28 protein-coding genes and 1 riboswitch are annotated in these 24809 nt (G+C 64.8%); of the genes, 8 read left to right on the plus strand and 20 right to left on the minus strand.

Translation table 11 applies throughout. The features are described from left to right. Positions 1–30: 30 nt before the first annotated feature. From D3I60_RS08360 to D3I60_RS08385, 6 genes are all read right to left on the minus strand, one after another. Positions 31–858 carry an ABC transporter ATP-binding protein gene (locus D3I60_RS08360; RefSeq protein ID WP_262775675.1) on the minus strand — a complete coding sequence of 276 codons (828 nt, stop codon included), beginning with the start codon at positions 856–858 and terminating at the stop codon, positions 31–33. Next, the gene (locus D3I60_RS08365; protein ID WP_139467407.1) at positions 855–1868 is read right to left on the minus strand and encodes a FecCD family ABC transporter permease; all 1014 of its coding nucleotides are present in this window, start codon (positions 1866–1868) and stop codon (positions 855–857) included. The genes D3I60_RS08360 and D3I60_RS08365 overlap by 4 nt, the downstream gene beginning before the upstream one ends. Before the next feature lie 86 nt (positions 1869–1954). Next, entirely contained in the window at positions 1955–3022 is a 1068-nt protein-coding gene (locus tag D3I60_RS08370) for an iron chelate uptake ABC transporter family permease subunit (protein WP_262775677.1), read from the minus strand. A gap of 96 nt (positions 3023–3118) precedes the next feature. Then, the gene (locus D3I60_RS08375; protein WP_262775678.1) at positions 3119–3604 is read right to left on the minus strand and encodes a SufE family protein; all 486 of its coding nucleotides are present in this window, start codon (positions 3602–3604) and stop codon (positions 3119–3121) included. Continuing rightward, a complete protein-coding gene (locus D3I60_RS08380) occupies positions 3604–4512 on the minus strand; it encodes a sulfurtransferase (protein WP_262775679.1) in 909 nt (302 codons plus the stop codon). The genes D3I60_RS08375 and D3I60_RS08380 overlap by 1 nt, the downstream gene beginning before the upstream one ends. Positions 4513–4584: 72 nt before the next feature. Further along, complete coding sequence (locus D3I60_RS08385; protein WP_262775680.1) at positions 4585–5373, minus strand: alpha/beta fold hydrolase; 789 nt, start codon at positions 5371–5373, stop codon at positions 4585–4587. Between the two features lie 90 nt (positions 5374–5463). On the opposite strand from D3I60_RS08385, the gene D3I60_RS08390 reads away from it, so the two are divergent. Then, complete coding sequence (locus tag D3I60_RS08390; protein WP_262775681.1) at positions 5464–5922, plus strand: NUDIX hydrolase; 459 nt, start codon at positions 5464–5466, stop codon at positions 5920–5922. Between the two features lie 38 nt (positions 5923–5960). Here the strand turns inward: D3I60_RS08390 and D3I60_RS08395 are convergent, their stop codons facing one another. The 3 genes from D3I60_RS08395 to D3I60_RS08405 all read right to left on the minus strand — a co-directional run bounded on the left by D3I60_RS08395 (position 5961) and on the right by D3I60_RS08405 (position 9993). Beyond that, positions 5961–6917 (minus strand): iron-siderophore ABC transporter substrate-binding protein, encoded by a 957-nt coding sequence (locus D3I60_RS08395; RefSeq protein ID WP_262775682.1) that lies wholly within the window; start codon positions 6915–6917, stop codon positions 5961–5963. A gap of 100 nt (positions 6918–7017) precedes the next feature. Beyond that, complete coding sequence (locus D3I60_RS08400) at positions 7018–8496, minus strand: amino acid permease (RefSeq protein ID WP_276584483.1); 1479 nt, start codon at positions 8494–8496, stop codon at positions 7018–7020. Positions 8497–8601: 105 nt separating this feature from the next. Next, complete coding sequence (locus D3I60_RS08405) at positions 8602–9993, minus strand: FAD-dependent oxidoreductase (protein WP_262775683.1); 1392 nt, start codon at positions 9991–9993, stop codon at positions 8602–8604. A gap of 125 nt (positions 9994–10118) precedes the next feature. Here D3I60_RS08405 and D3I60_RS08410 point away from each other — a divergent pair, with 125 nt between their 5' ends. After that, positions 10119–10727: a TetR/AcrR family transcriptional regulator gene (locus tag D3I60_RS08410; RefSeq protein ID WP_262775684.1), complete on the plus strand. Its 609-nt coding sequence runs from the start codon at positions 10119–10121 to the stop codon at positions 10725–10727. A 7-nt stretch (positions 10728–10734) separates the two neighbouring features. On the opposite strand, the gene D3I60_RS08415 is transcribed toward D3I60_RS08410, so the two are convergent. From D3I60_RS08415 to D3I60_RS08425, 3 genes are read right to left on the minus strand one after another with little or no spacing between them, the layout of a single operon-like run. After that, entirely contained in the window at positions 10735–11988 is a 1254-nt protein-coding gene (locus D3I60_RS08415) for an alpha-hydroxy acid oxidase (protein WP_262775685.1), read from the minus strand. Continuing rightward, complete coding sequence (locus tag D3I60_RS08420) at positions 11985–12677, minus strand: response regulator transcription factor (RefSeq protein ID WP_440588567.1); 693 nt, start codon at positions 12675–12677, stop codon at positions 11985–11987. Before D3I60_RS08420 ends, D3I60_RS08415 begins: the two co-directional genes overlap by 4 nt. Beyond that, complete coding sequence (locus tag D3I60_RS08425) at positions 12674–13870, minus strand: sensor histidine kinase (RefSeq protein WP_262775686.1); 1197 nt, start codon at positions 13868–13870, stop codon at positions 12674–12676. Before D3I60_RS08425 ends, D3I60_RS08420 begins: the two co-directional genes overlap by 4 nt. 153 nt (positions 13871–14023) lie before the next feature. On the opposite strand from D3I60_RS08425, the gene D3I60_RS08430 reads away from it, so the two are divergent. Continuing rightward, complete coding sequence (locus D3I60_RS08430; protein WP_262775687.1) at positions 14024–15256, plus strand: DedA family protein; 1233 nt, start codon at positions 14024–14026, stop codon at positions 15254–15256. Here the strand turns inward: D3I60_RS08430 and D3I60_RS08435 are convergent. After that, the gene (locus D3I60_RS08435) at positions 15210–16175 is read right to left on the minus strand and encodes a ketopantoate reductase family protein (RefSeq protein WP_262775688.1); all 966 of its coding nucleotides are present in this window, start codon (positions 16173–16175) and stop codon (positions 15210–15212) included. The two genes, D3I60_RS08430 and D3I60_RS08435, sit on opposite strands and share 47 nt — an antisense overlap. Beyond that, positions 16172–16855, minus strand: coding sequence for a thiamine phosphate synthase (gene thiE, locus D3I60_RS08440; RefSeq protein ID WP_262775689.1), 684 nt, complete (start codon positions 16853–16855; stop codon positions 16172–16174). Before thiE ends, D3I60_RS08435 begins: the two co-directional genes overlap by 4 nt. An 11-nt stretch (positions 16856–16866) precedes the next feature. Next, positions 16867–16970: riboswitch (TPP riboswitch) on the plus strand. On the opposite strand from thiE, the gene thiO reads away from it, so the two are divergent. From thiO to moeB, 4 genes are all read left to right on the plus strand, one after another. Beyond that, a complete protein-coding gene (gene thiO / locus D3I60_RS08445) occupies positions 16960–18117 on the plus strand; it encodes a glycine oxidase ThiO (protein WP_262775690.1) in 1158 nt (385 codons plus the stop codon). It overlaps the preceding riboswitch by 11 nt. Then, entirely contained in the window at positions 18114–18371 is a 258-nt protein-coding gene (gene thiS, locus D3I60_RS08450) for a sulfur carrier protein ThiS (RefSeq protein ID WP_262775691.1), read from the plus strand. Before thiO ends, thiS begins: the two co-directional genes overlap by 4 nt. Position 18372: 1 nt before the next feature. Continuing rightward, positions 18373–19140 carry a thiazole synthase gene (locus tag D3I60_RS08455; RefSeq protein ID WP_262775692.1) on the plus strand — a complete coding sequence of 256 codons (768 nt, stop codon included), beginning with the start codon at positions 18373–18375 and terminating at the stop codon, positions 19138–19140. Continuing rightward, positions 19137–20324 carry a molybdopterin-synthase adenylyltransferase MoeB gene (moeB, locus tag D3I60_RS08460; protein WP_262775693.1) on the plus strand — a complete coding sequence of 396 codons (1188 nt, stop codon included), beginning with the start codon at positions 19137–19139 and terminating at the stop codon, positions 20322–20324. Before D3I60_RS08455 ends, moeB begins: the two co-directional genes overlap by 4 nt. Positions 20325–20424: 100 nt before the next feature. Here the strand turns inward: moeB and D3I60_RS08465 are convergent, their stop codons facing one another. Next, positions 20425–20940 (minus strand): SRPBCC family protein, encoded by a 516-nt coding sequence (locus tag D3I60_RS08465; protein ID WP_262775694.1) that lies wholly within the window; start codon positions 20938–20940, stop codon positions 20425–20427. Positions 20941–20963: 23 nt separating this feature from the next. Between D3I60_RS08465 and D3I60_RS08470 the strand changes: the two genes are divergently transcribed. Then, entirely contained in the window at positions 20964–21608 is a 645-nt protein-coding gene (locus D3I60_RS08470; RefSeq protein ID WP_262775695.1) for a mismatch-specific DNA-glycosylase, read from the plus strand. Here the strand turns inward: D3I60_RS08470 and D3I60_RS08475 are convergent. The 5 genes from D3I60_RS08475 to D3I60_RS08495 all read right to left on the minus strand — a co-directional run bounded on the left by D3I60_RS08475 (position 21605) and on the right by D3I60_RS08495 (position 24755). Then, positions 21605–22234, minus strand: a complete 630-nt coding sequence (locus tag D3I60_RS08475) for a thymidine kinase (protein WP_262775696.1) — start codon at positions 22232–22234, stop codon at positions 21605–21607. The genes D3I60_RS08470 and D3I60_RS08475 overlap by 4 nt on opposite strands. Beyond that, entirely contained in the window at positions 22227–22880 is a 654-nt protein-coding gene (locus D3I60_RS08480) for a PepSY domain-containing protein (protein ID WP_262775697.1), read from the minus strand. Before D3I60_RS08480 ends, D3I60_RS08475 begins: the two co-directional genes overlap by 8 nt. Positions 22881–22984: 104 nt before the next feature. Further along, positions 22985–23446: a VOC family protein gene (locus tag D3I60_RS08485; RefSeq protein WP_262775698.1), complete on the minus strand. Its 462-nt coding sequence runs from the start codon at positions 23444–23446 to the stop codon at positions 22985–22987. 13 nt (positions 23447–23459) lie between these two features. Continuing rightward, a complete protein-coding gene (locus D3I60_RS08490; RefSeq protein WP_262775699.1) occupies positions 23460–24041 on the minus strand; it encodes a DinB family protein in 582 nt (193 codons plus the stop codon). 51 nt (positions 24042–24092) lie between these two features. Further along, positions 24093–24755 (minus strand): hypothetical protein, encoded by a 663-nt coding sequence (locus D3I60_RS08495; RefSeq protein WP_262775700.1) that lies wholly within the window; start codon positions 24753–24755, stop codon positions 24093–24095. Positions 24756–24809: the final 54 nt, after the last annotated feature.

The raw sequence follows: 24809 nt of genomic DNA on the forward strand, positions 1-24809 counted from the left end.
TGTTCCTTCCCCATCTCCGATGCTCTGGCGTCAGCGCTGAGCGAAGGTCTTCTTCGGTGCTCCCGCAACGATCATCGGAGCACCCGTGACCGGGTCGTCGATGACTGTGCAGTCGATGCCGAAGACCTCGTTGACGAGTTCTGCTGTAATGATCGCCTCCGGCGGCCCCTGAGCGACGATGGCACCGGCCTTCATGGCGATGATCTCGTCGGCGTACCGGCAGGCCTGGTTGAGGTCGTGGAGGACGGCGACCAACGTGTGCCCGTATTCCTGATTGAGCTGGGAGAACAGGTCGAGCAGCTCGATCTGGTAGGCAACGTCGAGGAAGGTCGTCGGTTCGTCGAGCAGCAGGAGGGATGTCTCCTGGGCGAGCACCATAGCTACCCAGACGCGCTGGCGCTGACCGCCGGAGAGCTCGTCGACGAGCCGTGAGGACAGCTCTTCGGTGTTCGTCGCCCGCAGCGCCGACAGCACAGCTGCTTCATCGGCGTCGGTCCATTGGCGCAGGAAAGACTGATGCGGGTGGCGACCGCGGGAGACGAGCTCGGCGACCGTGATCCCGTCCGGGGCGATGGACGACTGCGGGAGAAGACCCAATCGCTGGGCGATCTTCTTCGTCTTCATCTTCTCAATGTTGTTCCCGTCGAGAAGCACAGTGCCCTTCGCCGGCGGGAGCAGTCGCGCGAGGGCACGCAGCAGGGTTGATTTGCCGCACGCGTTGGGGCCGACGATGATCGAGAACTTTCCGTCGGGAATGCTCACGTCGAGATCGCTGACGATCTGGCGCTGGTCATAGGCCAGGTCGAGGTCCTCGGCGATCAGCGGGGAGGCTGCGGCTGCGGGGTTGGGAATGCTCATGATGCCTTCCGAGCTTCTTGGATGAGGAGCCAGATGAGGTAGATGCCGCCGATGCTCACGGTGATCACACCGACGGGCAGTTGGATGTCGCCGAACGCATGCTGGGCGATGAGGTCGGCGGCGACGAGGAGCAGTGCTCCGACAGCCGCGGAGGTCAGCAGGCTGGTGCCCTGTGCCCGCGCGATCCGCCGCCCGATCTGCGGTGCAGCCAAGGCGACGAAGGCAATCGGACCGGCCGCGGCCGTGACCACGGCGACGAGGGCGACGGCGATGACGATGAGAACGGCACGGATGGGCTCGTTGCGTACGCCCAGGGCTTTCGCCGTATCGTCGCCGAGTTCCAGAGTGCCGAGGTCTCGGGAGAAGAGTCCGCAGGCCAGGCCGAGGACGATGGTGGCCACAGCCGCCGGTGCGATCGTCGACCAGCCCATTCCATTCAGGGTTCCGGCACCCCAGGTGGCAGCGGCCATGGCGAGCTCGAGATCGGCGCGCATGATCAGCCAGGTGTTGAAGGCGTTGAGCATCGCCGTCAGTGCGATACCCACGATGATGAGCCGGAAGCCCTGGACCCCGCCTTTCCAGGTGAGCAGGTAGACGACCACGGCGGTGAGGAGCCCGCCGATGATCGCACCCGCTGCAGTGGAGACGAAGCTCGTGCCGAAGACGATGATCGTGACGATGCCGCCGGTGTAGGCACCGGTCGAGAAGCCGATGATGTCCGGAGAACCGAGAGGATTGCGTGTCAGCGATTGGAACACGGCTCCGGAGACGCCGAGTCCGGCGCCGAGGACGATGCCGGCGATGATGCGCGGTGCCCGCCACTCCCCGACGACGGTATTGACGATGCGCTTCTCAGCGGCCCCGAACAGGCCCTGGAACACTTCGGTCGGCGTCAGCGAGAACTTGCCGAGCATGAGACCGGCGAAGCCGCAGGCCAGCGCGATCAGCGTGATGATTCCGGCGGTGATGACGACCCGCAGGTCGATGCGGAATCCGAAAACGCGCAGCATGGGCCGACCGAAGTCGACTTTCTCTCCCGGCAGTGCATGCGGGTGCGCATTGAGGCTGCGGTCGGTGACCGCGAGGTTGGTGGTCTTCACAGGCCGCTCGCCTTCTTTCGACGGACAAGGGCGATGAGCACCGGAGCACCGACGAACGCGGTGACGACTCCGACTTGGAGTTCGCCGGGTTTCATCACGACTCTGCCGATGACGTCCGAGGCCAGGAGCAGAATGGGTGAGAGAACGAGTGAGTAGCCGAGGATCCAGCGCTGGTCGGGACCGACAATCCATCGGGCGATGTGCGGAATCATCAGGCCGATGAATCCGATCGGTCCGGCAGCGGCCGTAGCGGCTCCGGCAAGAAGGGTCACCGCGAGGATGGAGAGCACTCGGGTGCGGTTGACCGAGGTGCCGAGGCTGGCAGCCAGATCGTCGCCGAGGGCCACGGCGTTGAGTGAATGGGACAGCGCCAGTGCGAGCACGGTGCCGATGACCATGAACGGCAGGATCGCGGTGATCGTATCGAAATCGCGGCCGGCGATCGCGCCGACGTCCCAGGATCGGAAGGCATCGAAGGCGCGTTCGTTGGTCAGCAGGATCGCTTTGGTCAGTCCGGTGAGCACAGCAGCGGCGGCGACTCCGGCCAGAGTCAGGCGGATCGGATCGACCGTGCGACTGCGGCCCGCGGACCCGATGACATAGACGCCGACAGTGGCGACGAGGGCGCCGGCGAACGCGAACCAGATGTACCCGGTGATCGAGGAGATACCGAAGAAAGCAACGCCGATCGTGATCGCCAGGGACGCACCCGCGTTGACACCGAGGATGCCCGGATCGGCGAGGGGGTTGCGCGTCAGGGCTTGGATGAGACCACCGGCCAGGCCCAATCCCATGCCGACGAGGATGCCGAGCACGGTCCGCGGCAGGCGCAGTTCCAGGACGACGAGCTGATCGTCGCTGCCGGTGGGCGCGAAGAAGGCTCGGAGAACCTCCGAGATCGGCATGTCTCTGGCGCCGATCGCCAAGGAGGCTGCGATCACAACGATGAGCGCAGTGATCGCTGCGACTAGTCCCAGCACTCTTCTGATCCGCAGTCTCCCACCGGTCGGATGACTGGTGTCGGTATGCGGTTTCGCCTCGGCAGAGGTGGCGGAACCGGTCATCGAGGTGGTCCTTTGAGTGAGGTGGCGGTCAGGTGACTAAGGGCAGGCTAACCACACTGTAACTCACTGGACCACCTCAGCCAAGCGAGAGAGGTCTCACTCCGCTGTGATCTTGCCGATCCTCTCGGACACCTGCCGCTGGATCCGCGAGAGCATTCCGCTCATTCCGCGCAGCCTCAGCGGGCTGACGATCTCCGACATCGACAGCCGCAGGGGCAAGTCGGCTGGAACCGACAGGATCGCCTCGGCGGTGGCTCCGTCGAGCCCTTCGTGCAGGATCCCGGCGAAGCCCCGCGTGGTCGGCGCCTCCGGAGGTGCGGAGAAGTGCAGGCGCACTTCCGCCCGCTCCCCCGCCTCGGGGTCGGCCACCTCGGTGACGAGGAAGATCGGCGACTGGCATTCGGGAACGGGCTCGAGCAGCTCTGGGTGGTCCGTGTACTTCTCCGGCAGGTCGGGAAGGTCCGTCGCAAACTCCAGCAGCACCTGGAGGCGGTCGTCGGACGGGGTTTCGGCGAAATCCGTGACGATCTCCGCCAGCGCCTCCGGCAGATCGTCGGTCTTAGGCGTCGTCGTCTCGGTCATCAGCGTCCGGGCACCTCTCCCGGCTCCGCTCCGGTGACGATCGGCACACCGACGACGTTGCCCCATTCGGTCCAGGAACCGTCGTAGTTGCGCACGTTCTCGTATCCGAGGAGGTGTTTGAGGACGAACCAGGTGTGGCTGGAGCGTTCGCCGATCCGGCAATAGGCGATGACCTCATCGCTGGTGCCCAGACCTGCCTGCTCGGTGTAGAGCTCCTTGAGTTCGGCGGCGGACTTGAAGGTGCCGTCTTCGTTTGCTGCCTTGCCCCAGGGCATCGACTTCGCGCCGGGGATATGGCCGCCGCGCAGTGCCCCTTCCTCCGGGTAGGCGGGCATGTGGGTTCGTTCGCCGGTGTATTCCTCCGGGCTGCGCACGTCGATGAGCGGCAGGTCGCCGAGGCTGTCGCGGACCTCGGGAAGAAAGGCTCTGATGACCGAATCGTCACGTTCGACGACGGGGTATTCGGTGGGTACGGACTGCGGCTTGTCCGTGGTCATCTCGCGACCCTCGGCCTGCCATTTGGCGCGACCGCCGTCCATGAGGCGGACGTCTTCGTGGCCGAAGAGAGTGAATACCCACAGCGCGTAGGCAGCCCACCAGTTGGACTTGTCGCCGTAGACGACGATGGTGTCATCGCGGGAGATTCCCTTGGCGGACATGAGTGCGGCGAAGCCTTCGCCGTCGACGTAGTCACGGGTGACCGGGTCGTTGAGTTCCGTGTGCCAATCGACCTTGACCGCTCCGGGAATATGCCCCGTCTCGTAGAGCAGCACGTCTTCGTCGCTTTCGACGATGACGAGTCCGGGATCGCCTGCATGCTCAGCCACCCAATCGGTACTGACCAGTCGGGTTCCGTCCGCGTATTCGGCGAACTTCTCTGCGGGATCGGCCGGGATCGAAGTGCTCACGCATTCCTCCTGAGGGTTTGAGTCCAATTGTGCTCGCTGTGGCAACGTCGAGCGCGTTCAGCATATTCCCTTTCAGGGCCGGCTGAGGAATGCCGTCAGTGCTGAGACGAACTCACGCGGTTTCTCCGAATGCACCCAATGCCCCGAGCCTTTGACGGTGAGAAGGGTGGTGCGGGGGAACAGACTGCGCATCTGCGGCAGGTCGTCACGGTCGACATAGTCCGATTTCTCACCGGCGACCCAGAGAACCCGATGGTCGAAGACGGCACCGCCCATGTCCGGGAAGCCCCCGATGATGTCGAGGCTCGAATGCAGCAACGCGAGGTTGGGCTGCCAGGAATACCCCGCCGAGGTGGGGCGCAGGTTCTGCAGCAGGAATCCCCTGATCGCAGCCTCGGGGATCGGGTCCCGAAGCGCGTCATCCGCGTCGGTGCGCGATTCGATCCGGTCGAGGTCGAGAGCGGCGAGGCTGGAGAGCAGATGGTCGAAGACTCCGGTGGACCCGCCGGCATTGGGGCCGATGTCGACGACGACGAGGCGGTCGATGAGTTCCGGGTGACGCAGGGCGAGCACCATGGCGACCTTTCCACCCAGGGAATGCCCGACCAGGTGCACAGGTTGGTCGTCTGGGTCGACCGCCTCGGCGATATGGGCGGCCACAGTATCGGCGAGCTCGACGTAGTCGAAGTTCTCGGTCCATTCGGACTCGCCGTGGTTGGGCAGGTCGACCAGCAGGCTGGAGAATTCGGGTTCGATGTCCTTGGCGATGCGGGTGAAGTTCTTGCCTCGCCCGAACAGGCCGTGCAGGAAGACGACCAGGCGCCCGGATTCGCCGATTCGAGTGCTGTTGATGGTGGTCACGATCCCAGCCTAGCCCTTGCCGTTCTGCATATCAGCAACCCTATTGAGGTTCTCCCCCGGCGTCACCGCTGACGCGGGTAGGGTGAGGTCATGCACTTCTCCGAATATGACACCCGACTTGCCGGTTATGCGGTCATCGTCAATGACGACGACGAAATCCTCCTCAGCTGGTTCAACGGCGGAAAGGACCGACTGCACGCGATCTGGACCCTGCCCGGCGGAGGAATCGAGTTCGACGAGAGCATCGAAGCGGGCACGCTCCGGGAGATCAAGGAGGAGACCGGCTTCGACGCGGAACTGGTCCGCCCACTGACGACGCACTCCTTCACCGAGGCACGTCGCAACCCGGTCTTCAGTGATTCGACGGATCGTCCTTTCAAAGGCGTACGGGTCGTCTACGAGGCGCGGATCACCGGAGGAACCTTGGGCACGCTCGAAGTCGATGGGACGACGGATCGGGCGGAATGGCTGCCGATCGATTCGCTTCAGAATGTGCGGCACGCCCGCATCATCGACCTCGGCCTGGATGCGTGGCGTGCCGCTGTGTGAGTTCTGCGCAGGGGCGTGCAGCAACGCTCGTCAGTCGGTTATTTCACCTTGTCGGCGATGAGTCCCGGGAGCTCCTCCGCGGTGTACTTGGCCGAGAGGATCGAGTTGAGTGAGAATGCCTTGCGGATGTCGTCTTTGTCGTTGGTCAGAACGAGGTCGTGCCCGTCCTTGACGGCTGGAATGCGCTTGTAGGCAGTATCCTCGGTGACATCCTTGTCCTCGATGTAGATCGGGAACGTCAGGAGCAGGTCCGCGTCGAGCTGATCGAGGTTCTCCTCGGAGATCGGCGCGGAGAAGCCGTCCGCCTTCATTCCGGCAATCGTCTCGGACTGCTTGAAGCCGAGCTGCTCCATGACCTGCACGCGACCTGAGTCCTCGACGTAGGCACCCCAGCCCTCGGAGGTCTTCGCTGCCACGGTCACGGACTTGTCCTTGAACTCCGGATGGGCTTCGCGCGCATCGGCGTAGGTCTTGTCGAGGTCGTAGAGCAGCTTCTTCCCGTCCTCTTCCTTGCCGAGCGCCTGGGAGACGAGGTCGACCTGCTGGTCCATCGTCGTCAGGTAGTTGTCACCGCCTTCTGGCACTCCGACCGTGGGAGCGATCTCGGAGAGGCGGTCGTAGCGCTCCTTCTCTCCGGAGCTGTTCGTATCGAGGATGACATCGGGTTCGAGGGCGGCGATGGCCTCGTAGTCGGGTTCCATCGTCTCTATGATCTCCGGGGCTTCGTCGTAGAGGTCTTCGGCCCACGGCCCGACGCCCTTGCCGCCGAACTCGACCCAGTCGGAAGCACCGACGGGCTGGACTCCGAGCGCCAGTGCGGTCTCGGCATCGCCCCATCCCAGCGCCACGACCTTCTGCGGATCGGCGGGCACCTCGACGGCGCCGAACTTCGTGTCGACGGTGGGCCCCGTGGCCTCGTCGGCTGAATCTGCTCCTCCGCCGCAGCCGGCGAGGACGAGAACAGAGGCGATCACTGGGGCGAGAATACGGCGCATGGAATCCTTCTTGGTGAGTTAGGCGAGGCTAGCTTAACCCATTTTTCGAGTGGTGCGGTCCCCACCGCAGGACCGCCTCGGCTAGGGCACAACGATCGGATCAGGGAGACTTGATCTCCAGGCCTTCGACGTCCATGTCATCGAGGGCGACCATGCGTGAGCGTCGGCCGGTGACTATGCGGTGGATGACCCACAGGAGCAGGAACGCCGGAAGCCCGGCATACGCGCTGGCGACCTGAAGCAGCTGCCCATTGACGATGGCCTGCACGTTCTGGCCGATGATGACGACGAGGAGCATGATGAGCGCGATGATCGGGCCGATCGGGAAAAGCGGAGCTCGGTACGGCAGGTCCGCAACGGCGTGCCCCTGCCGCACATAGGCGCGGCGGAACCGGAAGTGGCACCAGGCGATGCCGACCCAGACGATGAAGCCGGAGAGACCCGAGACGTTCATCAGCCAGGTGTAGGCGCCGCCGTCGCCCATGATCTCGGTGAGGAATCCGAACAGTCCGATCATGGCGGTGGCCAGCAGCGCCATGACTGGGACTCCGCGTTCGTTGAGTCGGGCGAACAGCCTCGGCGCGGTTCCCTCTTTCGCCATGGCGTAGAGCATGCGGGTGGAGGCGTAGAGGCCGGAGTTGCCGGCGGAGAGGATGGCGGTGAGGATGACGGCATTCATCATGCCGGCGGCCACGGCGATTCCGGCGCGTTCGAAGACGAGGGTGAACGGTGAGGCCGTGATGTCCTCATTGTTCGCCGAGGCCAGCAGGGAGGGGTCGGTATAGGGCAGGAGGAAGCCGATGACGGCGATGGCGCCGATGTAGAAGAGCATGATGCGCCAGAACACGGTGCGGATGGCGCGCGGCATATCCTTGCGCGGATTCTCCGATTCCCCCGCGGTGACGCCGACGAGCTCGGTGCCCTGGAACGAGAACCCGGCGATCATGAAGACGCTGATGACGGACATCCATCCGCCGACGAACGGAGCCTCGCCCGTCGTCCAGTTGCTCACCCCGGGTGAGGTTCCGCCGAGGATGCCGGCGATCATTAGCACACCGAGGACGAGGAACGCCAGCACGGCCGTGACCTTGATGGCGGCGAACCAGAATTCACCTTCGCCGAAGGCCTTCGCCGACAGGAAGTTCAGCCCGGCCAGCAGGATGAGGAAGACCGCCGCCCAGATCCACGACGGCACGTCGGGGAACCAGAAGGACATGATGACGCCGGCGGCGACGAGTTCGGCGGCCAATGTGATCGCCCAGTTGAACCAGTAGTTCCAGCCCATGGCGAAGCCGAACGAGGGACTGACGTATTTGGTTCCGTAGGTGTGGAACGATCCGGCGACGGGCAGGTGGGTCGACATCTCGCCGAGCGACTGCATGACGAAGAGGACCATGATGCCGATCGCGGCATAGGCCAGCAGGGCACCTCCGGGGCCGGCTTGTGAGATCGTGCCGCCGGAGCCGAGGAAGAGCCCGGTGCCGATGGCACCGCCGATGGCGATCATCTGCAGGTGGCGGGACTTAAGTCCCCGTCGGAGTCGGCGTTCTTCGTTCGCCGAGGCGGCTGGCATTCCCATTGTCATCCTCGTTCGTGGTTCGGCAGGTCCGCGCACGAGGACCCTGGCCATTCCTACCACAACGGGGGCGCCCGCGGCCGACGAAGATGCAGGGTGGGAGGAGGGTCACATCCTCTTCGGCGGAGATTCGAGCAGCTGCAGTATCGGTTTGAGCGCGGTGCGGATGCTGATGAGGCGGAACGCCTGGTCGCGGGCGCAGGCGAAGAGTCGGGACCGGCCGAACATCAGTCGCGCCAGAGACCGCGAGTTGTCATGAGCGGCCTCGACTCGCGGCCGCTGGCGAGCCTCAAAGCGTTCGAGCGCTGCGACCAGTGATGAAGTTGCGGCTGGATCGCCAGCACTTGAGGGTCCGACTGGACCACCCCCGCTTGAGACTGCACCTGGCCCAGTCGTCAGGGCGGACAGCTCGTCGGCGAGCACACTGGCCGATTCCATCGCCATTCCGGCGCCGATTCCGGCGGTGGGAAGGAACCCGGCGGCGGCATCGCCGAGCAGAACCGCGCGACCATGACTCCAGCGAAGCGCCCGCGAATCTCTCAACGGCCAGAAGAACGGCGCTTCGGCCTCTTCGACCGCGGTGAGACAGGCGTCGATCCTGGGAGTCAGCACCGCAAGGCGGCTGCGGACCTCGGCGGCGAATCGCCGGGGGCCGAGCGGCTGCCGGGCGTCGGGACAGCCGAGAAAGACGCCGATGGCGCCCCTGACCGGATACATGCCGAGGAAGAACCCGTCGCCCCAGATCTCATCTCCGGCACCCTCATCGTCATCCGCTTCGGCCCAGCAGACCCAGCCGCCCCAGGCCGTGTCCACTGCCGACACCGGCGAGGTCGTGCCGGAGTCGGTTGCGGAGGAGTCGGTTGCGGAGGAGTCGGTTGCGGAGGAGTCGGCCGTGGCGGAGCCGGTCACGGCGAGTACTCCGGTCACGAGCCGGCGGGTGCGAGAATTCATTCCGTCGGCGATGACGACGGCATCGAATTCGAACTCTGCCTCAGTGCCGCCGGCCTGTTCCCGTCCGCTGCTGCCGTCCCTGGCCAGAGTGACTGCGGCACCGTTCAGCCTGGCCACAGTCGTACCGAAGGCGATCGAACAGTCGCGGCCGGTGAGCACGTCGAGCAGTGCTGAGCGGGAGATTCCGCGATAGTCGCCGTAGTCGGCCAGCAGATCACCGAGGTAGTCCTGTCTGAGGACTCTGCCGGTGCGCGCATGGGCGATGTATCGATCGATGCCGACGCTGGCTTCGAGGTAAGCCTGTCGGCACCCGAGTTCGTCGATGATGGGATCGACCATGGGCATGAGGGCGAGCATGTATCCAGCACTGTTGTCACCGATCATCCGGCCGGAATCGGCTGAGCGGTCGATGAGGACCGGATGTACCCCGCGGCCCCGAAGGATCTGAGCGAGGGTGATTCCGGCGATCCCCGCGCCGACGATGAGGATGCGCGGTTCTTCCGGGCTCACGTCCTTCAGCTGATCGTCGACCGTGGCTGCCGTGATCACGTGCAGACTCCTTCGTCGTGCCGAGGCGCTTGGAATACCCCGATGTGGACTGGCTGGTCCACAAACGTTATCACCACATGGACCGCCTGGTCCAGAGATGCGTCGGTCATTGCTACACTGACGTCGTGTCCGAGACTGCCTTGGCGCGTATGCGCCCCGATAAGCGCGCCGCGCTCATCGATGCCGCCGCTCGAGAATTCGCTTCGCGAACGTTCGAAGAGGCGTCACTCAATCGCATCATCTCCACCTGCGGGATGAGCAAGAGCTCGCTCTATCATGTCGTCGATTCGAAGAACGATCTTCTCGCCCTCGTCGTCGCCGATCTCGCTGCGGCCGCTCGCCGGTTCTGGACCCCGCCCGCTCCGGGCACGTTCACAGCCGGGTTCTGGGACCATGCGCGCTCGGTCTGGGACGACATCGCGCGAACATGGCCGGACAGCCCAGAGCTCACGCTCCTGTGGCACATCGTCTATGCGAACTCTGACAGTCCCGCAGTCCGGGCGCTCGCCGAACGAGTCGAGGCATGGGTGCGTGCCGTGCTCATCGCCGGACGTGAGTCCGAGGCGATCGACCTCGAATGTCCGCTCGACCTCCAGACCCTGGCGGTGTTCTCACTGCTGCGCACCTTCGACGAAAGGGCGCTGACGCTGACGGGCAGCGACACCGCAGACGTCGACCCAGAGGAGATTTCGGCCCATCAATTCAGGCTGCTCGCGCGTCTGCTGAGTGCCTGAGACGGGCTCACCCATAGTCGGCCGGCAGCCCCCGGTCATAAGCCGGTGCCTGCGGCAGCCCGCGGACGAGGTCGGGGCCCAGGTCGGAGATGCTCCGGGCGCCCATCAGGCCCATGGCGGTGAGGACCTCCTGTTGGATGAGGGCGATCGCTCTCTCCACGCCCCTCTGGCCGCCGGCCATGAGCCCGTACAGGTATGCCCGGCCGATGAGCACGAAGTCCGCTCCGGCGCACAGCGCGGCGACCACATCGGTGCCGGACATGATCCCGGAGTCGAAGATCAGCTCCATCTCCGGTCCGACCTCCGCACGGACTTCGGCCAGCGAGGTCAGCGAGTCCGGCGCCCGATCGAGCTGACGACCGCCGTGGTTGGAGACGACGAGTCCATCGGCTCCGACCGATCGGGCGCGTTGGGCATCGTCGGCGGTGAGGATGCCCTTGACGAACAGTCGTCCGTTCCACTGTTCGCGGATCCACCGCAGGTCCTCGAGGTCGAGAGTCGGGTCGAACATCGTCGTCGTCATCTCCGCCAAGGATTGGGAAGTGTTCGACAGCGATGCGTACTTCGGTGGTTCGGTGGTGAGGAAGTTGAACCACCAGCCGGGACGATAGGAGGCATCGAGGATGGTTCCCAGCGTCAATCGCGGCGGGATCGTCAGACCGTTGCGGTGATCGCGCAGACGCTGACCGGTGATCGGGGTATCGACGGTGACCAACAGGGTCTCGTATCCGCTGGCGGCGGCCCGCTGGATCAGGTCGAGGCTGCGCTGCCGGTCCTTCCACAAGTAGAGCTGAAACCACCGGGTGGAGTCCGGTGCCGCCTGTGCGACGTCTTCGACCGAGGTGGTGCCCATCGTCGACAGCGAGAAAGGGATTCCGGCCTTCGCCGCGGCACGCACTCCGGCGACCTCACCTGCGGAATGCATCATGCGGGTGTAACCGGTCGGAGCGATACCGAAGGGCAGCCGAGTTCGGGCACCGGCGATCGTCGTCGACGTATCCGGTGCATCGACTCCGTGGAGGATGCGGGGAAGGAGCTCGACATTGCCGAGAGCCTCACGGTTCTTCGCCAACGTCCGTTCGTCCAGAGCGGCACCGTCGACATAGTCGAATGGAGCGGTCGGCGTCACCCGCTCGGCGATGCGGCGGAGATCCCAGATGTCTGCGGCCGACTCCAATCTGGCTGCGATCCGATCGAGGCGCGGCAGGTCGAACTGCAGCAAGGGCGCGAGTTCTCTGAGATCGGGCAGTCGACGTTTCATTTCTCTCCTCGTTCGCGGTTGAGATAGGCGAGCACGGCCGCAACGCGACGGCTCGTGGTCTCTCCTGCCTGGAGGCCGAGCTTATCGAAGATGGAGCTGATCGCTTTTTCGACGGAGCTGACTGAGACGAAGAGCCGTTCGCCGATGCCTCGGTTCGACAGCCCCTCCGCCATCGCTTCGAGGACTTCGCTTTCCCGTGAGGTCAGGGTCGACAGCGTATTCCGCCTCTCCGAGGTGGTGAGCAGCTGCCGGACGACGTCGGGGTCGATGACCGTTCCACCCTCGGCAATGCGATGGACCGACTCGAGGAACCGGTCGATGTCAGTGACCCTGTTCTTCAGCAGATAGCCGACGCCCACGGACTCGGTGCTCAGCAGCTCTGTCGCGTACTCGCGCAGCACGTATTGGCTGAGCACAAGCACTCCGATCTCCGGGAAACGTCGTTTGATCGCCAACGCCGCCTCGAGCCCCTCGGTGGTATGGGTCGGCGGCATCCGCACGTCCACGATCGCCAGGTTCGGTCGCAGCTCGGCGACCGCCCGCAGCAGATCCCCTCCGTCACCGACGGACGCGACGACGCTGATCCCTTCGTCTTCGAGCAGACTGCGGACGCCCTCACGCAGCAGCACCGCGTCATCGGCGAGGACGACGCGCATCTCGTCCTCAGCCTGCACCTCTGTCGTGGTCACTTCTGCCTCTTCTCCTTCTTCATACTGCCGAACTGTGTTCCGGTTCCTAGTGGGATCCGGGCGCTCACTGTGGTGCCTGCACCGTCAACGGAGTCAACATCGATACTGCCGTCGAGTGCCCCCACCCGCCGCGCGAGCCCCTGGAGTCCTCCCCCACCGGGATCGGCTCCGCCGACGCCGTCATCGGAGATCGTCACGGTCAGTGCCGTCCGGGACTCGGCGACGATGCCCACCGTGATCGCGTCCGCCTCGGCGTGCTTGACGACGTTGGTCACGGCCTCACGGACGACGAAATAGGCGGCGGATTCGACGGCAGGCGGAAATCTGCGGTCCGGAACGGTCTCCAAGGTCAGCGGTACGGGACTGCGATCGGCGATCCTCTCGAGTACGGGCCGAAGCCCATGCTCATCCAGAGCCGTGGGATAGACCCGCCACGCGACTTCCCGCATCTCGTCGATGAGATCCTGTGATTGGACCAGCGCATCATCGAGCAGGGCCTCGGCCTTCGCGGGGTCAGAGGCACGCCTGGCCCGGGCGATGAGCACGGACAGGGAGACGACGTTCTGCTGCACGCCATCGTGCAGGTCACGTTCGATCCGACGTCGTTCCTCGTCGATGGCGAGAACGACTCCGCTGCGGGTGGTCAGCAGCTCACTGATGCGGGTGTAGACGGCGAAGGGACGCTCCACCTCGACGAAATGGGCATCGATGCGGCCGTGCGCCCAGCTTGCGGCCTCGGCCAGGGCGACAGCCCCGATGAGGTTCGCCGCCCCGTAGAGGACACCGACGAAGAGCGTGGGTTGGGAGATCGACCACATGTCGAATCCGATGTTGACGGCGCCTCCGAGGAAGAAGCCTTGGACGATCGAGCCGAGTGTCACGACGAAGAATCCGCCGAGGAGGTTCGCGGTGGGGATGATGGCGATTCCTGCGACGAGGCCGTTGCCGAGCAGGAACCGACGGTCCGTCGGTGCCATGGCGAGGACGAGCCCGAAGCCGCGAGAATGTCGGGCGAGCTCCCAGCCTCGCACCTTCGCGGCCACCCGCGACGAGGGTGGGGGTACGGAAGCGAGGAGGAGCGGCAGACACAGCAGACCGCCCCACACCACGGCCAGGACGGACCGCACCCACCGCGCGGCGAACATCCGTGCTTCGAGAGGAAGGCGGGTGGACAGCGCGCTCGGCCAGGGCATGAATCGATCGTAGCAATGCCGATCGCCGACTCACAGGGGTTCGTCCGCAGACTCGGATTCCGGTTTTCCGCAATGGCTCCCGACGGTCGACCGCCCCGACTGTGAGTCCGACCGCGTACCGCCCCTGCCGACCGGTGCCTAGCGTGGATGAGTATGGATCTCGCACTCGAGCTGCTCACCGCCACACTCACCTCTCCGTGGGTGTACCTGCTCATCGCCGTGGCCGCGGCTCTGGACTCGCTGGTTCCGATCGTGCCGTCGGAGACCCTGCTCATCACAGCCGCGACCTTCGCCGCGACGGGGCAGCCTCACCCGGCGGGCCTCGTCCTCGCCGCGGCAGGCGGGGCCCTCCTCGGCGATCTGGCGGCTCACCTCGTCGGCCGCTTCGCCAGCTCCGGAATGGGTCGGTTGAGGCGGTGGACTCGAATTGCGGAGCTCCTCGACTCCGCCCGCACGGGCTTCTCTCGCCGAGGCGGGAGTGTGCTCATCGCCGGTCGGTTCGTTCCCGGGGGCCGCAGCCTGGCGACGATCGGCTCCGGCCTGCTCGGGATTCCGCTCCGAATGTTCCTGCTCTGGGATGGGATCGGAAGTCTGGCCTGGGCACTCTATTCGACGGTGATCGGACTCATCGGGGGCACGATATTCGAGGACCGGCCGCTGCTCGGAGTCGCCGTCGGCATCGGCATCGCCCTGGCCGTCACCGGCAGCGCCGAACTCGTGCGCCGGCTGCTGCGGGGGCGACCGCGCCGACTCACACGCAGCAGCCGGCGATTCGACGATCTCCGCGGCCGAAATGTCATGATGGAGGAGATGTCACAAACACATGTGTGGTACGTCAGCTACGGATCGAACATGGCTCGCGATCGGCTCGCCTGCTACCTGCAGGGCGGGCGCCCGCCCGGTGCGAAGGTGACCTATCCGGGCGCCAGAGACAGCACGCTTCCCCGGGCCGAGGCCGGGATCGAACTGCCCGGGACGATCTACTTCGCCGGCGAATCGAAGGTCTGGGGCGGAGGCATGGCCTTCTACGATCATTCCGTATCCGGTCCGACGCCGGCCAAGGCCTACCTCATCACGGCCGAACAGTTCGCCGATGTAGCGGCCCAGGAGATGCACCGTTCACCGGAGCCCGACAGTCCGCTGGAACGGCTCGTCTTCGATCTGCCGGTCGGCAGCTCCCATTCGGTGGGTCCGGGCGGATACGAGACGCTGCTCATCCTCGATGACGCCGACGGCGTCCCCATGGTCACATTCACCGCAGCCCACGGTTCGGCCGACACCGAACACACTCAGCCGCAGGAGCCGTACCTGGCGATGCTGCGCACGGGCATTGCCGAAGTCAGAGCCGCTTCTGAGCTTCCCCTGCCCGCAGCTGCACAAGTGTGAGGTCGAGCAGCGGAGTCGCCACTCCCAATTCCTCTGCCTTGATCGACAGGTCGCCGAGGATGTGCTCCGTTTCGCTCGGCAGCCCTGCCGTCACATCGCGGTAGAGGGATGAGGTGAAGGCGGAACCGTCCTCGGTGAGCATCTTCAGCGTAATGGCTCGGGATGCTTCTGAAACCGGGTGTCCTGCAGCTGCCGCCACGGCTTCGACCTCATCGACGATGGCATGCACATGCGGCCGGCCACCGGCTGCCATGATCGCGCCGACCGGAGCGCGGAACAGGCACGTGACGACTCCGGCCGCAGCGATGAACGACCACTTCTCCCACAGCCCGTCGATGATCCCGACGACGCTCTGGAGTTTGAACCCGGGCACATCGAGGGCCTCGACGATTCGCGCGGGCGCTTCTGCACCGTGGAGATCGCCGATGGTCATCACGGCCATGTCGGTGAGCTGAACGACGGCTCCGTCTCTCATCGTTCCGACGATTTTGACGAACCCACCGAGAACCTGACCGGGGTATCTGTTCTGCAGCTTCTCGATCTGAGCCATGCCGTTGAGGAACGGGATGATCGTCGTCTGCTCTCCCACAGCCGGCCCGATGTCGTCGATGACCGAGTCGAGGCCGTTCGCTTTGACCGCGATGATGACGATGTCGAAGGTCTGTGGTGCAGATCGGAGCTCCTCGGCGGTGATGACATCGACCCGATTCGTCCTATCAGCACCGGGCGCGGTGAAGCGCAGTCCTTCCTCACGGACCGTCGCGGCCCGAGCCTGCCGGAGAAGGAACGTGACATCGCGTCCGGCCTCCTGCAGGTAGGTCCCGAACGCTCCGCCGGTGGCGCCTGCCCCGGCGATGAGAATCGACGAGTCTGCGCCCGCACCGGTTTCCGCGGTTGCGCTGTCAGCTGCGTGGGTCATCGCAATTCCTCCTTGAGCTCCCGTGCGGCCGCAGCGGGATCCTCTGCCGAGGTTATCGCACGCACGACGACAGCTCGCTTCGCGCCCGCCTCCCGGATCGCGTCCAACCTCTGGCCCGGCGATATTCCGCCGATCGCGAACCACGGTTTGGCCGTGCCTGCTGCGACGGCGGTCAGCAGCGCCGTCCCCACAGCGGCGCGGCCGGGCTTCGTCGGGGTCTCCCAGACCGGCCCCACACAGTAATAGTCGGTCTCCGGATCCGCCTCGGCGGCGAGCGCCTGATCGAGGGAGTGGGTGGAGCGGCCGAGGATCACATCCGGGCCGAGCACAGCCCTGGCATGAGAGCTGATGAGATCTCCCTGACCGACGTGGAAGACATCGGCGTCGGTGAGCAGCGCGACGTCAGCACGGTCATTGACGGAGAAGAGCTTGCCGTGTCGGGCGGCGGCCTCCTTGACGACCTCCAATGCGGCGATCTCGGCCCGCGCCTCGATGCTCTTGTCCCTCAGCTGGATGATGTCGACTCCCCCACGGTAGGCGGCGTCGAGGAACTCGGCGAGGTCTCCCTGAGCGGTCCTGGCATCGGTGCACAGGTAGAGCCTCGCCTCTGCCAGTCGGGCCTCTCTCCAGGCTCTCTTCGTCTGCCGGGCTGCGGTGCGCGGTGGCATCTGTGTGGTCATGGTCATAGAGTAGAGGAGTTCGCGGGAGCCTCCCAACGAGGCTGAGAGGGCGTAGGAGCCGACCGCCAAACCTGATGCGGATCATGCCGCCGGAGGGAGAAGCTGTGAGAGTCATTGTCGTCGGCGCCGGGATCATCGGCCTTTCCACGGCCTGGTACATGCGCCGCCTCGGTGCTGAGGTCACCATCATCGATCCTGCCCCGGCTCAAGGAGCGAGCCATGCCGCCGCAGGGATGCTCGCTCCCGCCGCCGAGGTGGTCTGGGGGCAGACTCCCCTGTATCCGCTGATGCGGACCTCGGCGCAGATGTATCCGGAGTTCGCGGCCGAGGTAGCGTGCGCCGCCGAGGCGGAACTGGGCTTCTCTGATGTCGGAACCCTGGTGTGTGCCGGCGACCGAGCCGATCTGCAGGCCCTGCGGGAGCTGCGCGAAGCACAATCGCAGTCCGGCTTCGACACCGAGCTCATCACCGGCAGCGCCGCCCGCGCGGTCGAGCCGTCGCTGTCGCCTGCCGTGGCCGGGGCCGTGCACATCTCCGGCGATCACTCGATCGACCCTCGTCGGCTCACTGCCGCATTGCTGACTGTCCTGTCCTCTGACTCAGCAGGCTTCGTTCGCCAGCGGGCGGCCGGCCTGATAAAGGACGGCGATACGACTGTGGGAGTCGCACTGGGCGATGGCCGCCGGTTGGAGGCCGATCAGGTGATCATCTGCGCCGGCAGCGCTGTGTCCGCAATCTTCGGTGCCCCGCAGCTTCCTCTGCGTGAGGTCTGGGGTGATGTTCTGCGACTGCGCACCCCCGCGAAGGCGACTCCGCTGCTGAGCCGTACCATCCGCGGGCTGGTCAACGGTCGCTCCGTCTACTTGGTCCCCCGCCCCGAAGGCGAGATCGTGCTCGGTGCCAGTTCGCGTGAGGACGGACTCTCCGGCACTCCGGCCGGGGCGATTCACCGGCTGCTCGCCGACGGGCAGCGACTCGTCCCGGGCATCCTCGACGCGGAGATCACCGATATCACCACCCGTGCCCGGCCCGGCTCGCCCGACGACCTGCCGATGATCGGCCGCATCGATCCCGGCTGCATCGTGAGCACCGGGTATTTCCGCCACGGCATCCTCTTGGCGCCGTTCGGCGGCAAGCTCGGCGCCGAGCTCGCCCTGGGTGTCGCCTCCGACTGGCCTCCTGACGGGTCGCTCGAGTCCGTGTCCCCACACCGCTTCACCACAGACCACACCAGTGCCTACCCGATGAGGAGCATCTCATGACCGACCACGACCACTCACCGACCATCGTCCTCAACGGCGCTCGCCATGAGCTGCCGGGTGCCACCTCGGCGCTCGACCTCATCGCCGAGGTCACCGGACGGGACCTGAACCCCGATGGGACACCGGCCGACGGCGGACGTTTGGGCATCGCCCTGGCCGTCGACGGTGAAGTCATCCGTCGCGGTGCCTGGTCCCATTGCACCCTTGCCGACGGGCACACCGTCGACATCGTCACCGCCGTGCAGGGAGGTTGAGATGACCTGGACGATCGATGATGTGGAGATGTCGTCTCGCCTCGTGATGGGCACGGGAGGGGCAAGTTCCCTGAGCATTCTCGAAGACGCACTCGTGGCTTCGGGAACCGAGCTGACCACTGTGGCGATGCGCCGTTTCGACGCCGAGTCCCGGGACTCGGTGTTCACAATGCTCCAGCGTCTGGGTATTCGGGTGCTGCCGAACACCGCTGGCTGCTATACGGCCCGAGACGCCGTGCTCACCGCCCGACTGGCCCGAGAGGCCCTGGAGACGAACTGGGTGAAGCTCGAGGTCATCGCCGATGAGGACACCCTGCTGCCGGATCCCATCGAACTGTTCGCCGCAGCCGAGGAGCTCGTCCTCGACGGGTTCACGGTCTTCGCCTACACGAACGACGATCCGGCCCTGGCGAAGCGTCTGGAGGATGCTGGTGTGGCTGTGGTGATGCCGGCCGGTGCTCCGATCGGCAGCGGACTGGGAATCCTCAACCCTCACAACATCGAGACCATCGTCTCCCGTGCACAGGTGCCCGTCATCCTCGACGCCGGTGTCGGCACCGCCTCGGACGCGGCTCTGGCGATGGAGCTCGGATGCGCCGCTGTGCTTCTGGCCTCGGCGGTTACCCGCGCCCACGATGCTCTCGCCATGGCCCGGGCGATGGCCTTGGCCGTCGAAGCCGGGCAACTGGCGGCCGGAGCCGGGAGGATTCCCAAACGACCGTTGGCATTGGCATCATCGCCGTTCGACGGAATGGTCGCAGCACAATGACCACCGTTTCCACCACTCCTCCGTCGCTGCCTCCTCTCGTCGACCCCGTGGAATCTCTGTCCCGGACCGAGCTTGAACGCTACTCCCGGCACCTGAGCCTGCCGGGATTCGGACTCGAGGGACAACGACGTCTGCGGGCCGCCTCGGTGCTGGTCAACGGCGCCGGCGGGCTCGGGGCCCCTGTCCTCAACTACCTCGCGGCCGCCGGGGTCGGCTCGATCACGATCATCGACGATGACACGGTGGAAGCATCGAACCTGCAGCGACAGATCATCCACCGGGATGCCGATGTGGGCCGACAGAAGGTCGCCTCTGCCGCCGATGCCGTGCACCGGCTCGATCCGAACCTCGAGGTGCGCACGATCGAGGAACGGCTGAGTCCGGAGAATGCGCTCGGTCTCTTCGCTGAACACGACGTCGTCGTTGACGGGGCGGACAACTTCGCCACTCGGTACCTGTCCAATGATGCCGCCGAACTCACCGGCACCCCGTTGGTGTGGGGCACGATCTTCCGCTTCGCCGGTCAGGTGAGCACGTTCGTTCCCGGTCACGGACCGATGCTGCGCGACCTGTTCCCGGATATCCCGGAACCCGATTCGGTGCCCAACTGCGCCGAGGGCGGAGTCCTCGGAGTGCTGTGCGGAACCGTGGGCTCGGCGATGGCGACCGAGGCGATCAAACTCATCTGCGGGATCGGTGCCCCGTTCATCGGTCGGCTGCTGCGCTATGAAGCGTTGACCGGGGAGTACACGACCCTGCGGTTCTCCCCCGATCCCGACCGTCCCCCGGTCACCGACCTCACCGAGGTGGCTGCCGCCTGCGTCGTGGACCCCAACGCCGGCGCAGCAGAACCTGCGCCGGATGAGATCGACGTCGCCGAACTTCGGTCCGTCCACGATGATGTTCTCGTCGTCGATGTGCGGGAGGACTGGGAACGCGAACTGGCCTCCATTCCCGGATCGATGCATCTGCCCCTAGGCGACATTCGAGCCGGCGGGTGGCAGGCGCTTGAGTCGGTGATCGGTGATTCCTATCGAGCGGGGTCACCAGTCGATATCGTCATCCACTGCAAGTCCGGGGCCCGATCGGCCGAAGCCATCGAAATGCTGTCCGGTTCGGTACCGGCCGGAGTCCGACTGCGTTCCCTTGCCGGCGGCATCGATGCGTGGGCCGGGCAGGATTGAAGCCTCCGGCAGCGCGAAACGAGCTCAGGCCACGCGAAACTCGAAATTGACGTCACCAGCGGCGTCGCTTTCGAGTTTCGGGTGACCTGAGCGGTTCGGATCAGTGGCGGTTGAGTCCCGACAGTCGCCGACGGAGTCCGCGTTCGCCGGCTCTCATCACTGCACCGTGCATGAGTCCGGACAGCGGTCGCATCGCCCTGATGATCGGTCTGCTCGTCGTCACACACCACAGCGCATCGATGGTCGTCTCGGTCTCGGAGGCGGTGAGGCTCCATCGGCCTACACCACGAAGATCGCCGTTCGATCGGAAGCGAATGAGATAGGGTGCATCGACTTCGTCGACCTCGATGGAGAACCGCAAGGACCACCCGATCGGGGCGCGGACCACAAGACGAGCCCGGCTGCCGGCAGCCACAGAGATATCGGCTGCGTCGTCGTCGACATGTCCGGGCCCGACTCGTTCTGCCGCGGTCAGGCCCGGCCACCACTGCGGCCACTGATCGACCCGTTCCAGAACCGCCCACGCCGATTCGATTCCGGCCTCGACGATCCACCGGTCGTCGAAATGGAAGGGTGCGGATTCTCCGGTCTGTGGGGTGACATGGTCGTGGCTCATGGTACGACGGTAATGTGAAAGATGTGAGTCAGGACAACTTCGTCAGCAATCGTCGGCCGTCCCCCTTGGGCGGCCGCAAACCGTCCAAGGACGACCTTGCCGCATTCGCGACGGATGATCCGAACGCGATCGATGACATCCTGCCGACGGATTCCTCCGGGCTGAAGATGCTCATCGTCGGAATCAACCCAGGATTGTGGACAGCCGCGGTGAATGCGCCATTCGCTCGTCCCGGGAATCGTTTCTGGCCGTCGCTGCATCAGGCAGGCCTCACCGATCACCAGGTCGATGCCTCGCGTGGACTCGAACCCGCGGATGAACAGCAGCTGCTCAGCCGTGGAATCGGCTTGACCAATCTCATCGGGCGAGCCACCGCCCGTGCCGACGAACTTTCCCCTCAAGAACTGCGAGAGGGCGCCGCGCACCTCGTCGAACGACTTGCCGAAATCCGCCCCCGTGCGGTGGCGATCGCCGGGATCACTGCGTTCCGCGCCGGTTACCGATTGCCGAAGGCTCAGCTTGGCCGGCAGGACACGACGTTGCTCGAGGGGTGGCCGGCCGATGTGGCCCTGCACGTGGTCCCACAGCCGAGCGGGCTCAACGCCCATTATCAGATACCGGATCTCGCGCGGATCTGGCGTGAAGTCTGGAACAGCATCGACGACTAGGCCCCTCGATCGGCTCCGGTGAAGTGCTGCCGACAGCGAGCGACGTAGGTGTCCAGCCCACCGATATGACTGGCGTCGATCGCGGTCGCGGCTAGAGTCTCTTGGGGAGCCTCAGCGTTCTTCGCCGGGCCTGAACCGATCGGGCTGTCCTTCTGCTCCAGTCGTTGGTGGAACACAGCGTCTTTCCCGCAGACGGTGCACACCGCGGTGAGATGGAGCACTTCTTCGGCGACGGCCATGAAGCTGGGCAGCGGTTCGAACGGCTGCCCGTCGAAGGTCACGCACAGCCCTTCGACGATGACATCGATTCCGTGTCGGAGGAGTTCATCGACCGCAGGGATGAGTTCCGCACCGAAGAACTGCGCCTCATCGATGGCGATGAGGTCATGGTCCTTCTGCCGGGCCGCCTCGGCGAGAGACGCGCTGTCGCCGAGCGGCACTGCGGGGATATTCACCCCGGTGTGCGAGGTGATCGTGGAGATATCCGAACGGGTGTCGAGTGAGTGTGACACGACGAGGACATCGACTCCGGCGATCGTGGCTCGCCTGACCCTGCGCATGAGCTCTTCCGATTTTCCGGAGAACATGGGCCCGGCGATGACCGTGAGACGACCGGAGTCAGTCATCGACGCTGACTCGTTTGGAGTCGGTGTCCACGGTGACTTCCGTCTCTTCACCGTCTTGATCGAAGTCGAACTGATATTCCCTCATGTTGTCGTCGAATTCGAGCTTCCAGCTCACGAGTTTTCCGTCGGCGTTCTTCTGAGCCAGTTTGAGGGCTTCGTCGAAGGTCATCGGATCGTTGAGGTCGATGGCCTTCTCTTTGTCGTTGGTCGAGTCCTGCTCGTGTTTGACGATCTTTCCGGTCTCGGCGTCGATCTCGACATCATGATCGGTGTTTCCATCGAGGATGGACACCTCGTACTGCCACGCTTGGTCCTTGTCGTCCCAATCGAGTTCGATACCGTGAACGATTCCGTTCCCGACTTTCTCTTCGCCTGTTCTGATCGCGTCTTCGGCGCTGATGGTCGGCGATTCCTTGCTCAGGTCGGCATCAGTGGGCAGACCTTTCCCCGCCGATTCCTTGGTCGATTCGCTTCCGCTTTCCTTACTGTCGTCGGCGCCCTCGCTCTGATCGTCTCCTTCGGCGGTGCCGGCCTGCGACGTTTCGCTTGCCGCGGGCGAGTTCTGCGCGTCATCGGTGGCGGAATCACTTCCGCTGCACCCGGCCAGGCCGAGTGAGAGTGCTGCAAGTCCTGCCACTGTGCTCATTGCCTTGCGATTCGACTTCATGATGCTCACGTTAACAAGCGAACACGTCTGACCAGAGGTTTCTGAGAACAATCTCATCTGATCAGCACTCCCGATGCGAATGGTCAGTCAAGGCAGAATTCGTTGTCTTCGGGGTCGGCCATGACGATGAATCCCTGTTCCAACGGCGGGTCGGGGTCGACTCGGCGAAGTCGGGTTCCTCCGAGCTCTGTCAGTCGGAGGCTTTCGGCTTCGAGCGCGGCCATCCGTTCATCGCCGTCGAGTCCGGGCGCGGCTCGGACGTCGAGGTGCAGGCGGTTCTTCACCGTTTTGGGCTCTGGCACTGTCTGGAAGAAGACTCGCGGACCGACTTGGTCAGGGTCCTCGATAGCGGCACGCATATTCTCGGAACCGAGCTCGATTCCGAGGTTCGCGATGAACTCCTTCCAAGCAGCGAAAGGGTCCTGATCATCACCGAGTCGTACCCCTGGAGGGCCCGGAATGATGTAACCGAGCGCTTCGGCCCAGAAGCGGGCAAGCTTGACGGGATCGTGGCAGTCGACGGTGACCTGGACTGTTCGGCTCATTGTCGGTGACTCCCTATTGTCCGGTTCTGCCGTCGATGCATTCACGCAGCAGATCGGCGTGACCACAGTGACGGGCATATTCTTCGATGCGGTGGACGAGGAACTCTCGCACCGCAATGTCTTCCCGGCCGATGTGTGCGCCGAGATCCTCGTGTCTGCTGACTTCGGCGTCGGTGGCGGTCTGCTCCTGTTCGAGTTTGGCGAAGGAGTCAGTGAGGACCGCGTCGTCGGGCTGGGACGGAATATCGCTGAGATCGAATGCGGCGTCCAGGCTCCCGTAGATCGGGGGTTCGGGTTCGCCGTCGGTGATCCAGTTCCTCCAGTCGCGTTCCACTTCGGTCATGTGTCGGACCAGCCCCAGCAGCGACATCGTCGACGGCGGAACGGAGAGCAGCCTCATCTGCTTAGGAGTGAGCCCCTGACATTTCAGATCGAGAGTCAATCGGTAGTCGCGAAGGTAGTCGAGTAGAGTCGCACGTTCTCCGTCGGGACTGTGGCCTTCGGTGTTCCGGGGATCGTCGTCAGGATCGACCCACATATCGGGGTAGACGGTGGCAATGCTCCAGCGCTGCGGTGAGGTGGACATGTCTGCCATTCTTCTCCTGTGATTGTCCGGACACCAGGGCTGCACACGATTTGCCAGGGTTCAGACAGCCAGACCGACTTCCAGTTCGAACAGGCTGGGTTTCACTTCTCGGATTGTGGTTCCGAAGGCGAGCGCACCGCCGAAGAGGTCTTCGATGGTGTCGACTGTCTGCAGCACACGGTCCCTGGAGAACTCGGGAATGAGTTCGCCGTGTTTGAGGTAGCCCTTGAGCGATCCTGTCGCGCCGGCCCTGACCCCGAGCCGTCCGGCGATGAGCCAGGTGATGCATTCGGTTTCGAAACGCACCTGAGCAGGCACGGTATTCTGCATCTTCGACGCTGATGCGAAATCGTGCGGTGGACTGCGGTGACCTGAGACGCTCAGGGCGAGTTCGGTGAGGAGATGGGTGAGCATCGCCGTGGGACTGCGTGTCTGCGGAAGCTGAGCGGGTAGCAGATGCATCCGGTGCAGTGTGTTGATGACTGTGTGCAGCCCATCCCAGGTGGGCGGTGTGCCCGCCGCCTGCAGAGGGCTGAGAGCATCGGCCGCGACCCCCGGCATCTGCGACGCGGTGCGGGCCGCCTCCACGGCGGACAGCTGCGGGAACTGGCGGATGACGGCAAGCATCTGATCCCATGGCATCGGCGGCCGATGGGCGAACTCCTCGGCGTCGCGGGAGCTGTCTGCAGCGCGGGTATCGAATGGGTTCGAGTTCTGATCCATGACCTTACGGTAGACGCAGCCACTGACACGAGAGACCGATCCGACCTGTGACCT

The organism is Brevibacterium permense, from assembly GCF_025506275.1.
In the GTDB taxonomy this organism is placed as follows: domain Bacteria; phylum Actinomycetota; class Actinomycetes; order Actinomycetales; family Brevibacteriaceae; genus Brevibacterium; species Brevibacterium permense_A.